Annotated in this window: 11 protein-coding genes and 3 tRNA genes; 7 read left to right on the top strand and 7 right to left on the bottom strand. The window is 60.2% G+C overall.

Translation table 11 applies throughout. From position 1 onward, the window contains the following. Positions 1-2: 2 nt before the first annotated feature. The 3 genes from C4N23_RS10920 to C4N23_RS10930 all read right to left on the bottom strand — a co-directional run bounded on the left by C4N23_RS10920 (position 3) and on the right by C4N23_RS10930 (position 239). Positions 3-76, bottom strand: a tRNA-Asp gene (locus C4N23_RS10920). A gap of 4 nt (positions 77-80) precedes the next feature. Continuing rightward, a tRNA-Val gene (locus tag C4N23_RS10925) sits at positions 81-156 on the bottom strand. Between the two features lie 7 nt (positions 157-163). Then, positions 164-239 (bottom strand) — tRNA-Gly (locus tag C4N23_RS10930). Positions 240-570: 331 nt separating this feature from the next. Here C4N23_RS10930 and C4N23_RS10935 point away from each other — a divergent pair. Beyond that, a complete protein-coding gene (locus C4N23_RS10935) occupies positions 571-1,416 on the top strand; it encodes a sulfide/dihydroorotate dehydrogenase-like FAD/NAD-binding protein (RefSeq protein WP_097839440.1) in 846 nt (281 codons plus the stop codon). Between the two features lies 1 nt (position 1,417). After that, complete coding sequence (gene gltA, locus C4N23_RS10940) at positions 1,418-2,812, top strand: NADPH-dependent glutamate synthase (protein ID WP_112146016.1); 1,395 nt, start codon at positions 1,418-1,420, stop codon at positions 2,810-2,812. Between the two features lie 196 nt (positions 2,813-3,008). Here gltA and C4N23_RS10945 read toward each other — a convergent pair whose 3' ends face one another. Next, positions 3,009-3,491 (bottom strand): twin-arginine translocation signal domain-containing protein, encoded by a 483-nt coding sequence (locus C4N23_RS10945; RefSeq protein WP_181567119.1) that lies wholly within the window; start codon positions 3,489-3,491, stop codon positions 3,009-3,011. Between the two features lie 85 nt (positions 3,492-3,576). Then, the gene (locus tag C4N23_RS10950; RefSeq protein WP_112146020.1) at positions 3,577-3,774 is read right to left on the bottom strand and encodes an HAD family hydrolase; all 198 of its coding nucleotides are present in this window, start codon (positions 3,772-3,774) and stop codon (positions 3,577-3,579) included. Between the two features lie 221 nt (positions 3,775-3,995). Here C4N23_RS10950 and C4N23_RS10955 point away from each other — a divergent pair, with 221 nt between their 5' ends. Both C4N23_RS10955 and pfkB read left to right on the top strand, forming a co-directional pair. After that, complete coding sequence (locus C4N23_RS10955; RefSeq protein ID WP_055191056.1) at positions 3,996-4,751, top strand: DeoR/GlpR family DNA-binding transcription regulator; 756 nt, start codon at positions 3,996-3,998, stop codon at positions 4,749-4,751. Continuing rightward, positions 4,748-5,653, top strand: a complete 906-nt coding sequence (gene pfkB / locus C4N23_RS10960; protein ID WP_112146022.1) for a 1-phosphofructokinase — start codon at positions 4,748-4,750, stop codon at positions 5,651-5,653. Before C4N23_RS10955 ends, pfkB begins: the two co-directional genes overlap by 4 nt. Before the next feature lie 151 nt (positions 5,654-5,804). Here pfkB and C4N23_RS10965 read toward each other — a convergent pair whose 3' ends face one another. Beyond that, positions 5,805-7,751: a diguanylate cyclase gene (locus C4N23_RS10965; RefSeq protein WP_242983779.1), complete on the bottom strand. Its 1,947-nt coding sequence runs from the start codon at positions 7,749-7,751 to the stop codon at positions 5,805-5,807. A 261-nt stretch (positions 7,752-8,012) separates the two neighbouring features. Between C4N23_RS10965 and C4N23_RS10970 the strand changes: the two genes are divergently transcribed. From C4N23_RS10970 to C4N23_RS10980, 3 genes are all read left to right on the top strand, one after another. Continuing rightward, positions 8,013-8,360: an Hpt domain-containing protein gene (locus C4N23_RS10970; RefSeq protein ID WP_055191064.1), complete on the top strand. Its 348-nt coding sequence runs from the start codon at positions 8,013-8,015 to the stop codon at positions 8,358-8,360. 90 nt (positions 8,361-8,450) lie between these two features. Continuing rightward, positions 8,451-9,878, top strand: coding sequence for an extracellular solute-binding protein (locus tag C4N23_RS10975; protein ID WP_112146026.1), 1,428 nt, complete (start codon positions 8,451-8,453; stop codon positions 9,876-9,878). 34 nt (positions 9,879-9,912) lie between these two features. Next, a complete protein-coding gene (locus C4N23_RS10980) occupies positions 9,913-12,933 on the top strand; it encodes a bifunctional diguanylate cyclase/phosphodiesterase (protein WP_112146028.1) in 3,021 nt (1,006 codons plus the stop codon). 15 nt (positions 12,934-12,948) lie between these two features. On the opposite strand, the gene C4N23_RS10985 is transcribed toward C4N23_RS10980, so the two are convergent. Continuing rightward, positions 12,949-13,776, bottom strand: coding sequence for a TrmH family RNA methyltransferase (locus C4N23_RS10985; RefSeq protein WP_112146030.1), 828 nt, complete (start codon positions 13,774-13,776; stop codon positions 12,949-12,951). Positions 13,777-13,842: the final 66 nt, after the last annotated feature.

Consider the following 13,842-nt stretch of genomic DNA (forward strand, 5'->3'; position numbering starts at 1 on the left):
AGCGACCCGGATCGGGCTCGAACCGACGACCCCCAGCGTGACAGGCTGGTGCTCTAACCAACTGAGCTACCGGGCCACAATGGTGGAAGTTAACGGGCTCGAACCGCTGACCCTCTGCTTGTAAGGCAGATGCTCTCCCAGCTGAGCTAAACTTCCACAAAAATGGAGCGGCCGACGAGGCTCGAACTCGCTACCTCCACCTTGGCAAGGTGGCGCTCTACCAGATGAGCTACGGCCGCATACTCCATGTGGCGTGCCGGGGTTTCGCTCCCGGCGACGTTGGTTATTATACCGCACCGCCGCCCCTTTGTCAACCACAAATTTTCAAAAACTCTTACTTTTTGCAAAACCGACCCAACATCGTAAAACAAATTCTGCACACCCGTTCCCGCCCCTTGGGAAAGTTTCAGCTCTCAGGGCCGAGACACAAGCAAAATTCAATTGCATTCCTATATAAAAAAGGTTATAATGGAAAAGTTAAAAGCTGCATGTTTTTCGCGTCTGCTGCGCCTCGCGGGCGGGCAGACGCATTTTCATGCCGAGATTCTGCCAGAAAAAGGAGCTAACGCAATGTACAAGATCACTGAAAAAGTCGCGCTGAACCCCACCGTGACGAAGATGGTCATTGAAGCCCCGCTCATCGCCAAAAAGGCAAAGCCGGGCCAGTTTATCATTGTGCGCCCGTTTGAGGACAGCGAGCGCATCCCCCTGACCGTGGCCGGTTACGACCGCGAGAAAGGCACCGTGGACATCATCTTCCAGATCGTCGGCGGCACCACCATGGAGCTGAACAGCCTGAACGCGGGCGACAGCGTCCACGATTTTGTCGGCCCGCTGGGCCGCGCCACCGAGACCGAGGGCCTGAAGAAGGTCTGCGTCGTGGGCGGCGGCGTCGGCTGCGCCATTGCGCTGCCCATTGCCCGCGAACTGCACGAGCAGGGCTGCACCGTCCACAGCGTCATCGGCTTCCGCAATAAAGATCTGCTCATCCTTGAGGACGAGTTCAACGCTTGCAGCGACGAGCTGCGCATCATGACCGACGACGGCAGCTACGGCACCAAGGGCGTCGTCACCGCTGCACTGGACGAGCTGGTGGCTGCCGGCAACCAGTACGACCTCGTCATCACCATCGGCCCGCTGATCATGATGAAGTTCGTCGTCAAGACCTGCCAGAAGCACGGCCTGAAGAGCATCGTTTCCATGAACCCCATCATGATCGACGGCACCGGCATGTGCGGCGGCTGCCGCCTGACCGTGGGCGGCGAGACCAAGTTCGCCTGTGTGGACGGCCCCGACTTCGACGGCGACCTCGTGGATTTCGACGAGGCCATGGCCCGCGGCACCATGTACCGCCCCTTTGAGGCCAAGGCCCGCGAAGCGGCCTGCAATCTGTTCAAGACTCAGGAGGGAAAATAAGATGGCTTTCAATATGGACCCGAAAAAGTGCCCCATGCCCACGCAGGACCCCAACGTCCGCAACAAGAACTTTGAGGAAGTGGCACTTGGCTATACCGCCGAAATGGCCGTGAACGAAGCAAAGCGCTGCATCCACTGCAAGAACAAGCCCTGCCAGACCGGCTGCCCGGTCGGCATCGACATCCCGGAGTTCATCGGCCATGTGGCCGAGGGCGACTTTGAAGCCGCCTATCAGGTCATCAACCGCTCCTCTTCCCTGCCCGCTGTCTGCGGCCGTGTCTGCCCGCAGGAGAGCCAGTGCGAGGGCAAGTGCACCCGCGGCATCAAGAACGAGCCCGTCGGCATCGGCCGTCTGGAGCGCTTCGTGGCCGACTGGCACCGTGAAAACGTCCACACTGCCCCGGTCGTGCCCGAATCCAACGGCCACAAGGTCGCCATCATCGGCGCGGGTCCTGCCGGCCTGACCGCTGCGGGCGATCTGGCAAAGCTGGGCTACAAGGTCACCGTGTACGAGGCGCTGCATGTGGCGGGCGGCGTGCTGATGTACGGCATCCCCGAATTCCGTCTGCCCAAGGCCATCGTCCAGCAGGAGATCGACGGCCTGAAGAAGATGGGCGTCGATTTCGAGTGTAACATGGTCATCGGCAAGGTGCTGACCATCGACGAGCTGATGGGCGAGTACGGCTACGAGGCCGTCTTCGTGGGCTCCGGTGCCGGTCTGCCCCGCTTCATGGGCATCCCCGGCGAGAGCCTGAAGGGCGTTTACTCCGCCAACGAGTTCCTGACCCGCTCCAACCTGATGAAGGCTTACCTGCCCACCAGCAAGACCCCCATCCGCACCGGCAAGAAGGTCGCCGTTGTGGGCGGCGGCAATGTGGCCATGGACGCTGCCCGCAGCGCCCTGCGTCTGGGTGCCGAGACCGTCTACATCGTCTACCGCCGCGGCATGGCCGAACTGCCCGCCCGTAAGGAGGAAGTGGAGCACGCCGAGGAAGAGGGCATCATCTTCAAGACCCTGTGCAACCCGGTGGAGATCCTGTCCGATGACGACGGCTTCGTCAAGGCCATCACCTGCGTGGAGATGGAGCTGGGCGAACCCGACGCCTCCGGCCGCCGCCGCCCCATCGAGAAGAAGGGCAGCGAGTTCACCATGGATGTGGACACCGTCATCATGAGCTTGGGCACCAGCCCGAACCCCCTCATCCGCTCCACCACCCCCGGTCTGGAGACCAACAAGCACGGCTGCATCGTCACCGAAGGCGACGAGGGCAAGACCAGCCGCGAGGGCGTTTATGCGGGCGGCGACGCCGTGACCGGTGCCGCTACCGTCATCAAGGCCATGGGTGCCGGTAAGGCAGCCGCGAAGGCCATTGACGAGTACATTCAGAATAAGTAAGTTTCCATTTAGAGTTTAAAGCGAGATGGCACACTGTTGCAAAACAAAAATGCAACTACACCTTGTGCAAAGAACTAGTACAAAATCAGAAACCCGGAACCTTTTGAGCTGTTTTCGCTCTGAAAAGGTTCCGGGTTTTATGTATTATTTTTCGGAGCGCTATTGCATCGGTCTCTTTCCGTCTAACCAAATAAAATTATTCATACCATGACTTTTCTTTTTCATCGGAGGCAAACACTGTCTGCTTTCCACCATATTTGACTGTTATTTTATAGGAATCAATCTGTTCCGACACATGAAAAGCCACATAGCCTTTTACACTTCCATTGGCAGGGATGGGCATCTGACTAAACAGCTCCGGAAAATCCGTGCGCATTTCATCTTGCCCACAAAACGGAGCATCTTTCCCATTGAACTGTGCTGTAAAATTATCCTTGGTGAGGGTAATTGGCGCCGTGCTGTTGTTTGTTATGCGGAAACGGCACTCTTCCACGGAATTGTAGCTCGTAATAGACCCCAGCTCAATACTAAGAGACCCGACTGTTGCTGTAGCATATCCATAAGGTTTTGCCGTATACGAGCTAGAGGATTCTTCACCCGAACAAGCACTAAGTGCAACTAAAGCAGCAAGTGCAGAAGTTGATTTTAGAAAGTTTCTTCTCGTCATCTGATTTAACATATTTTTCCTCCAATTGTGTATTGCATAATATATCCATATTTGAGAGTTCTGTTTACCTGTCCACAGACCTCTCATAAAAGAACACCTATATCAACTTATTTTTCACGCAGCACCAATAGATACCGTCTTCCTTCACATCGCGGCAATGGCCGGTGGCGATGCAGATCTTGGTGCCGTTCTGCCGCAGTTTTTGCAGCGCCTCCACCGTTCTGGGGCGGATGCCCTCCTTGAGCGTCACCAGAGTGCCGTCGATGTCAAAAAAGATGATCTTGGGCTTTGTCATAGCGTTCCTCCTGCATTTTTCTTATATCATAGCACACTTGCTGCCGTTTGCCAAATGTATCCCAGTTGTTGTGCAACCTGCTCAATTTTCCGAGGTGATTTTTGTCGGTTATTTCTGGCGCATTGTGATTGATTTTGACGGAAATCTTGCTATAATAAGGACAGAAAGCTTCACAAAGCTTCAAGTCCAATCACAAAACACCAAAGGAGTGACCTTTCCTCATGTTGGCAGAAGAACGCTTCGCCCTCATCCTTGACCTGCTGGCCCGCCAGCGCACTGCCACCGTGCAGGAGCTGTGCGAGGCGCTGAGCGCCAGCGAGTCCACCATCCGGCGCGATCTGAACGAGCTGGACAAACTGGGCAAGCTGAACAAAGTCCACGGCGGAGCCACGCTGCCGGACAGCCCCTTCCGCACCGACGAACCCACCATGGCCGCCAAGGAAACGCTGGCCGTGGACCAGAAACAGAGCATCGCACAGGCGGCAGCTTCCCTCATCCAGCCGGAGGACTTCATCTTTTTGGATGCCGGTTCCACCACCCTTGCGGTGGCCCGGCTGCTCAGCGGCCCGGCGCTCAAGGCCAGCTATGTGACCAACGGCGTGGCCCACGCGCGGCTGCTGGCCCAGAAGGGCTGCCGGGTGTTCCTGCCCGGCGGGCTGCTCCGCCCCCAGACCGAAGCCATCATCGGGGCGGCGGCGCTGACGGCTTTGCAGCAGTACAACTTCACCAAAGCCTTCATGGGGGCCAACGGCGTGGCGCTGGAGGCCGGGTTCACCACCCCGGACCCGGAGGAAGCCGCCGTCAAGGCTGCTGCCGTCCGCCGGGCGCGGGAGGCATGGTTCCTTGTGGACGATTCCAAGTTCGCGCAGGTCTACCCCGCCGTCATCACCGATCTGCACAGCGGAGCCATCCTGACCAACCGCTGCCCCAACCCCAAATACCGAGAATTTACTTTGATAAAGGAGACGGAATTATGATCTACACTGTAACCTTCAACCCTGCCATTGATTATGTCGTCCGTCTGGACAAGGCGCTGGAAGTCGGCGAGGTGAACCGCGCCGTCGGCGAAGACTGCGTGCTGGGCGGCAAAGGCATCAATGTGTCCGGTGTGCTCCGGGAGCTGGGCTGCGAGAGCGTGGCGCTGGGCTTTGTGGCGGGCGAGACCGGCGCGTGGCTGGAACGCGGGCTGGCCGCGCAGGGGCTGTGCACCGACTTCATCCACCTCGACCACGGCATGACCCGCATCAACGTGAAGATCAAGGCCAGTGAAGAGACCGAGCTGAACGGCGCGGGCCCCGCCATCCCGGCGTCGGCCTTGCAGCAGCTGGAAGAAAAGCTCGATGGGCTGACCGAAAACGATGTACTCATCCTCGCGGGCAGCATCCCGTCCAGTATGCCGCAGGACACCTACGAGCGGCTGCTGGCCCGGCTGGACGGCAAGGGCGTGCGCTGCGTTGTGGACGCCACCCGCGCCCTGCTGGCCAACGTCCTGCCCTTCCACCCCTTCCTCATCAAGCCCAACAATCACGAACTGGGCGAACTGGTGGGCAGGGAACTGACCGGCGACGCCGAGATCACCGCCGCAGCCCGCACCTTGCAGGAGAAGGGTGCCCGGAACGTTCTGGTCAGCATGGCGGGCGACGGAGCCCTTCTGGTGGACGAAGCGGGCGGCGTGCACCGCATCGGCTGCCCCAAGGGCAAGGTCGTGAACAGCGTGGGCGCGGGCGACAGCATGGTGGCCGGGTTTGTGGCCGGGTATCTCAAGACCGGCCGCTACGACGAGGCCCTGCGGCTCGGCACCGCCTGCGGCAGCGCCACGGCCTTCAGCCTTGGGCTTGCCAAACGCAGTGAGATCGAAACACTGCTTGCAACGCTTTAAGATCAGGAGAAAAGTGGAAAAGCTCCGCACCGCCAAGACGCCGAAGGAATTCCTCGACTGCATCGACCAGCAGGAGCAGGACCAGCCCCAGAGCTGAATTTCTCCCAACCATAGGAAAAGCCACCCGAACGGGTGGCTTTTCTTTGTTGTATCACGCTTTCGGCCCACAGACATGTTTCTCTTCCAATTCCAATCCAAGGTCGCCCTCGATCTCCACAAAGCATTCCAGCAGGATGGGGTTGAAGGCACCGCACTCGCCGTTCAGGATCATGTCCACAGCCTTCCGGTGGGGGTACGCCTTTTTGTAGCAGCGCTCACTGGTCAGCGCGTCGTAAACGTCCGCCAGCGCAACGACCTGCGCTTCGATGGGGATCTCGTCCCCTTTCAGCCCGTCCGGGTAGCCGCAGCCGTCCCACCGCTCGTGGTGCCAGCGGGCAATGCTGTAAGCCGTCTGGAGCAGAGGCTCGGTGTTGAAGTTCTCCAGCTTGCTCAGCATCTCCGCGCCGATGGTGGTGTGGGTCTTGATGACCTCGAACTCCTCCTTGGTCAGGCGGCCGGGTTTGTTCAGGATCTTCTCGTCGATGGCGATCTTGCCGATGTCGTGCAGGGCTGCAGCCAGCGGGATATTATCCTGCATTTCGGAGGTGATGTGGTAGCGGTTGGGCCGTTCCAGCAGCTTTTCCAGCACCCGTTCGGTCAGGTGCTGGATGTGCTGGACATGCAGCCCGCTCTCGCCGTTGCGGAACTCGACCATCTGGCTCAGAACACCCACCAGCATGGTGGTGTTCTTCTCCCGCTCACGGATCTGCTCCGACAGCAAAGTGCTCAGCCGCCGCTGTTTTGCGTACAATTTAATGGTATTGAACACCCGGCGGTAGACCACGCGGGAGTCGAACGGGCGGGAGACGTAATCCGAAACGCCCATTTCGTAGGCACGGCGGACGGAGGCTTCGCTGTCCTCGCTGGAGATCATGATAACGGGCAGGTCCTCAATGGTGTGGTTGCGGTTCATGAAGTCCAGCACCTCGAAGCCGTCCATCTTGGGCATCACGAGATCCAGCAGCACCAAGGCGATATCCCCCATGTGCTGATGCAGCTTTTGAAGGCACTCCTCGCCGTCGGCAGCTTCCAGAATGCGGTAGTCCCCCCGCAGGATCTCCGAAAGGATGGCGCGGTTCATCTCGGAATCGTCCACGATGAGCACCTGCTGCTTTTGTTCCCGCTTGGAGTTTGCTTCATCGGGCAGGTCCTCCGCACCAGCCATCACGACGCTGTTCTTGCGGAGCTTGGCCTGATACATCAGCCGGTCGGCCTGACGCACCACGGCATCCATGGAGCCACCGGGCATCTGGACGATGCCGCCTATGCTGGCCGAAAGCCGCATGTGGCTGTAGCCGGGCACGATGGCGTCGTGGAGCTTTTCGCGGATCAGCTCCAGCTTGACTTTGAAGTAATCCTCCGGGATGCCGGGCAGCACCAGCAGAAATTCGTCGCCGCCGAAGCGCACCAGTGCATCGGTCTGGCGGATGCAGCTCCGCACGATGTTGACGGCGGTCTTCAGCGCCATATCACCGGCGTGGTGGCCGTAGGTATCGTTGTAGACCTTGAAGTCGTCGAGATCCATCAGCGCCACGCCGGTGGGGCCCTTCATCCCCCGGACGATCTCCTCATAGTAGCGGCGATTGTACACATCGGTCAGGGCATCGTGGTAAAGCTTGGTGTTGTAGCCGGAGATCGCGCTGAACAGGGCCTCGGTGTCGTCCGGGTCAATGATGGTATCGCTGTGCATCCGCTGCAGCAGTTCCAGCACGAAGGGGTCCCCGTCCACTTCCAGATATCTGGCCGTCACCTGTACGATATCCGGTGCAAAGTATTCCAGTTTTACACGCTGATCGTGGTTCTCATAGGCGCTTTTCACGGCACAGTGGCGGCAGCGGCGGCTCTTGTGGCGGCAGGCATAGCACAGATCTTCGCCGTTGGGGTCGGAGCGCTCTCCCTCCTCGATCCGTGCAATGGCGTCCCTGTCCAGCAGCCGCACATCGGTGTACAATTGCTGTAAGTCGCGGAGCATTGCCTGAACTTCCTGCATCGTCTTCATCTTTGCCGCTCCCCATGCCTTTCTATGCTGCTTTGCCAAAACGCAAAGCAAATCTCTGGTATTTTTAGGATATATACTCATTATAAACGGTTTTCCGGCAAATGGAAGGGCTTTCTTGAAACTTTTCCGCAAAAGAGAGGGATTTCGTTGGGTTTTTCGGAAAAAAGGCCAATTTTTTCGGTGCAAACAGTAGCCCCGCAGAGGGAAAGGTGCTATAATAGCTTATGTATCACCGTTGACGATATAGGGGGATTTTTGTACATGACGCTCGAAGAATGCTACACCGCCATGGGCGCGAATTATCAGGATGTGCTCAAGCGGTTCTATAAGTCGGATATGATCCGCCGCTTTGTCAAAATGTTTTTGCAGGACGACAGTTTCCGTCTGCTGACCGACGCCATGGCCAAGCAGGACGTGAAAGAGGCGTTCCGTGCCGCGCACACCCTGAAGGGCGTCTGCCTCAACCTCGGCTTCGACAACCTCAGCTCCCCGGCGGTAGCCCTGACGGAGATCCTCCGCGCAGGAACGTTTGAAGGCGCTGCGGAGCAGTATGCTATCGTGAAAACCGAATACGACCGCACCATCAAGGCCATCAAGGCCCTTGATTAAGGTGCGCATTCTGAGCCGCGGGGTCACCGGGGCTCTTTTTTACGGGGTCCGGGCCGGAGATGCCCGCCCCGCGCAGGGGAAGGAAACCGTATGAAACTTCACTTTCGTTCTTTGGTCAGCATCGCACTGAGTGCTGCGCTCTTGCTGGGCTGTGTGGGTTGCGGCGGCGCCCCCAAGGCAGCCACCACCATTACCGTCTGGACCTACTACAGCGGCGACCAGCTCACCAGCTTCAATGAGCTGGTGGACGAATTCAATTCCACCGTCGGGCAGGAAAAGCACATCGTGGTCAAAAGCTCCAGCCAAGGCAGCGTGACCGATCTTGAGACCAATGTGCTGGCCGCTGCCAAGGGCGAAGTGGGCGCTGCCGCCCTGCCCAACATCTACTCCGGCTATGCGGATATGGCCTACGACCTCGACCAGCTCGGCGAGGTCGTGGATCTGGCCCCCTACCTGACGGATAAGGAAAAGGCCGCCTATGTGGACGGCTTTTTAAAAGAAGGCGACCTGATGAACAACGGCGAGCTGAAGGTCTTCCCCGTGGCGAAATCCACCGAGCTGTTCTACCTGAACGCGACCGACTGGGCTCCCTTCGCCGCCGCCACCGGCGTGACCTATGACGACCTTGCCACCGTAGAGGGCGTGACCGAAGCAGCCCACAAATACTACGACTGGACCGACGCCCAGACCGACACCCCCAACGACGGCAAGGCTTTCTTCGGCCGCGACGCGCTGGCGAACTACCTGTTCTGCGGCGCGCAGGAGCTGGGCGTGACCATCTTTGATGCCGAGAACGGCGTCATGACCCTGAACCTTGACAAAGACGTGATGCGCAAGCTGTGGGACAACTACTATGTTCCCTTCCTCAAGGGTTGGTTCGGGGCCAGCGGCCGCTTCCGCAGCGATGACGTGAAGACCGGCAACCTGCTTTCCTACGTAGGTTCCTCGTCCAGTTCCACCTTCTTCCCCAAGCAGGTGCTGACCAGTGACACCGAGAGCCACGACATTGAGATAGCGGTCCTGCCCTGCCCCAGCTTCTCTGGCTGCGCCCCCGTTGCCGCCCAGCAGGGTGCCGGCATGATCGTGACCAAGGGCACCGATGCCCAGATCGAAGCCAGCGTGGAATTTTTGAAGTGGTTTACCCAGCCGGAAAATAACATCGCCTTCTCGGTCAGCTCCGGTTACCTGCCCGTGACCCACGCCGCCGCCAGTCTCGACGCCATCCGGTCCAGCGGGCTGGAGCTGTCCGACTCCATCACCACGGTGCTGGGTCTCTCGCTGAATGCCGTGGAGAACGACCACCTGTACACCACCCACGCCTTCCCGGAGGGTTCCACGGCCCGCAACAAATTGCAGTACGCCATGGAGGACGCCGCCGAAGCCGACCGCGCCACGGTCGAGGAGCGGATCGCCGCCGGGCAGACCCCCGAAGAAGCCGAGGCCGAATTCTTGACCGACGACTATTTTGACCAGTGGTACGAGGCCACCCGCACCACACTGGAAGCCTTTGCGGGCTGAATGGATCATTTGATTTGAAAGGAGCACCCGCCCTATGGGGATCTCATCCCAGCGCACCTCGCCGAAGAAACGCCGCGAGCGTTCCATCTTCGGCTCCATCTTCAACTCCACGATGCTGGTGGTGCTCGTCGAAGTTCTGCTGCTGGTCGCATCCATCTACCTCATGCGGGTAGGCCCGCAGCTGAACCATAATGCCGAGGATATCCTTGCCATGCAGGTGGAGACCCGCAGCGGCTACATCCAGTCCCAGTTGAACGATGCGCAGGAGCTTTCCTCCCTGACCAGCCGGATCAACACCCTGACGCAGGAACTGCTGGATAGTGGTGCCATCGACCTTGCCACGCTGGACAGCAGCAGCGACGCGGCTTACCCCCTGCTGGCGGCCGTCACCCCCAAGCTGATCTCTACCCTGCGCTCCAAGCCGGTGACGGGCATCTACCTCATCCTGAACACCCACGACCTGAACGAGCGGGCCAGCGGCGACCGGCTGCCCTCCGTCTACCTGCGGGACCTTGATCCCGACTCTCCGCCGCCGGAAAACAACTCGGACCTGATGTTCGAGCGGGCCCCCGCCAGACTGGTGCAGACCCAGAACATCGCCACGGATAAGGCGTGGAAGCCCGCCATCACCTACCGCTCCCTCGGCGCAGAGGGGCTGGTCTACTCGTCGTTCCAGACCGCCTATGACGCGGAAACCAAGCTGGATGCCACTGCCTACGGCCACTGGACGACCAGCCCCTATGTCATGAACGGCGATGACCGTCAGGCCATCGCCAACAGCCTCCCCCTCATCCTGCCGGACGGCACCGTTTACGGCGTGGTGGGCGTAGAGCTTCTGACCAGCTATCTGACCGAAAAAATGCCCTACAACGAGCTGCACACATCCAATTCCGGCAGTTACGCCCTGTGCTATTCGGGCACCACCCTCCATGCAGACACCCTCACGCTCACGGCGTTTCCGGTGATGAACAGCGGCGGGCTGGATCTCAGCACCGCCCTCCAACTGACGCGGGCAGGTGCAGACTGCTTCCGCTTTTCCAAGAACAACATCTCTTACATCGCTTCCCTCGTTCCGCTGGAGGTTTACAGCCGAAACGCCCCCTTCTACGGGGAGCACTGGTGTCTGGTGGGCATCGTGCCCTCCTCCGCCCTCTTCGCCTTTGCCCAGCGAGTGCAGCAGCTGCTGTTTTTGACCGTGCTGCTCACCCTCATCGCGGGCTTTGTTGCCAGTTGGCTGGTCAGTGAGCGGATGTCCAAGCCCGTGGCCCAGCTCTCGGCGGAAGTGGCCAAGGCGCAAAACGCGGCGGCACTGCCCCAGCTTTCCACCACCGGCATCGCCGAGGTGGACCAGTTTGCTTCCGCCATCAGCCAGCTTTCTTCGGATATGCTGGCCTCCTCCACCCGCTTTCTGCGGATCATGGAGATGGCCAGTGTGGAGCTGGCGGGCTATGAGCTGCGCAACGACAGCGTTTATGTCACCGACAACTTCTTCCGGATGCTCGGCGTCCAAACGCCTGACCCCCTGACCCCCTCTTCCTTCCGCGCCGCCCTCTCAGCGGTAGCCCACAGCAGCCTGTACCGCACCACTTCCATCGGCAGTTCCATTTTCACCATTGCGCAGCCGGACGGCAATGTGCAGTACATCGTCCTCCGCGTCACCCGCATTGTGGCGGAGACGCCCTCGGAGGTGGGTCTGCTGGAGGATGTCACCTCCGCCATTCTGGAGCAGCAGCGCATCGAGCGTGAGCGCGATTACGACATCCTGACCGGCCTGTACAACCGTCAGGCCTTCAACCGGGTCTGCGCCGATCTCTTCGCCCATCCCGACCGGCTGCGCTGCGCGGCCCTGCTGATGATGGACCTCGACAACCTCAAGCACATCAACGACACCTACGGCCACGACTGGGGCGACCAGTACATCCGCCAGACCGGTCAGTGCTTCGCTGCCAACACCCCCAAGGGCACCGTCTGCTCCCGCCTGTCCGGCGACGAGTTCCTGCTGCTGTTCTACGGGTACGACTCGCAGGACGCCATCCGCAAAGAGTTGAGCACCCTGAACGGGGCCCTGCGGGCCAGTTGTTCCACCCTGCCCAACGGCAAGACGCTGAACATCAGCATTTCCGGCGGCGTGGCGTGGTTCCCGGAGGACGGCACCGACTTCAAGACCTTGAAGAAGTACGCCGACTTTGCGATGTATCAGGTCAAGCAGTCCCACAAGGGCCACACCGGCGACTTCGACATCGGCGTGTACCACCGGGAGGAGTACGCCGCCCAGACCCAGCGCGAGTTCGAACAGCTGCTGCGGGAAGAACTGGTGACCTACTATTTCCAGCCCATCTTCTCGGCCCACAGCGGGCGGGTCGCCGCCTACGAGGCGCTGATGCGGGTGAACATGCCCACCATCACCTCCCCCTCGCAGGTCATGACGCTGGCCCACGAGCTGGACCGGCTGTACGACATCGAGCGGATCACCCTGTTCAAATCCGGCGAGATCTACGAGCAATTGCAGCAGAAGGGTCTGCTCCAGAAGGGGGCCTTCCTCTTCGTCAATTCCATCGCCAATGTCAGCCTGACCCCCGCAGACGTGGCCAAGTATCAGCGCCGTTTCCCCGAACTGCTCAAGTATCTGGTGGTGGAGATCACCGAACAGGAGGATCTGGACCGCGATTCTCTGGAACGGAAGCGGAACGTGCCGGGCTTCTCCGGCTCCTTCGCGCTGGATGATTACGGCAGCGGCTACAGCAACGAGCTGAACCTTCTGGCGCTGGCTCCCCGGTACATCAAGATCGACATTTCCATCGTCCGCGGCATCGACACCGACCGCGACAAACAGCAGATCGTTTCCAATATCGTAGACTATGCCCACGCCCGCAGTATGCAGCTGATCGCGGAGGGCATTGAGAACGACGCTGAACTGCGCAAGGTCATCGACCTCGGCGTGGACCTGCTGCAGGGCTTCTACCTCGGCCGCCCCGCTGCAGTGCCTGCCCCCCTCGCGCAGCCCGCACTGGATACCATCCGCAGGATCCACACCCGGAATTCCAGTGCCGGGTGATCGGCAGCAGCTTCCTCAGTGCTTCCCCAACTGCCAGAACGCAACGGCGCTGGCGGCGGCGACATTCAGCGAATCGACGCCGTGGGACATGGGGATCTTGACCGTGTAATCACAGGCAGCAATGGTGGAGTGGGCCAGCCCGTCGCCCTCGGTGCCCAGCACGATGGCAAGCTTCGGCTCAGCGGCAAGAGCCTCGTCGTCGATGCTCACCGAGCGGTCGCTCAGGGCCATGGCCGCGGTCTTAAAGCCGAGGGCATGGAGCTGCGCCAGCCCCTTTTCGGGCCAGTCGGCGGGCGTTTCGCCAAGCTGCGCCCACGGCACCTGAAACACCGTGCCCATGCTCACCCGCACCGCGCGACGGCAGAGCGGGTCGCAGCAGGAGGGGTTGATGAGGACGGCGTCCATGTTCAGCGCCGCCGCACTGCGGAAGATCGCCCCCACGTTGGTGGAATCCACAATGCCTTCCAGCACCGCCACCCGCTTAGCGTCCCAGCAAAGCTCCTCCACGCTGCGGGGAGCCGGGCGGCGGAAGGCGCAGAGCACGCCCCGCGTCAGCTCAAAGCCGGTCAGCGCGGCCAGCAGCTCTCGGTCTGCGGTGTAGACCGGCGCATCCCCGCAGCGGGTCAGGATCTCCGCCGCCGGGCCGGTGATCTGTTTGCGCTCCATGAGCAGCGAAACGGGCTGGTATCCGGCATCCAGCGCACGGGAGATCACCTTGGGGCTCTCGGCGATGAAGATGCCTTTTTCCGGTTCCAGCCGGTTCCGGAGCTGGTTCTGCGTCAGGCGGGCGTAGGGGTCCAGCTCCGGCGCGTGAAAATCGGTGATCTCGACGATGTTCGGCATAAAAATTTCTCCTTCGGTTCCTTGATGGCTCCTATTGTAGCACAACCGGCGCTCCATTGCAAAAGC

This window comes from Faecalibacterium hattorii, from assembly GCF_003287455.1.
Classification (GTDB): domain Bacteria; phylum Bacillota; class Clostridia; order Oscillospirales; family Ruminococcaceae; genus Faecalibacterium; species Faecalibacterium hattorii.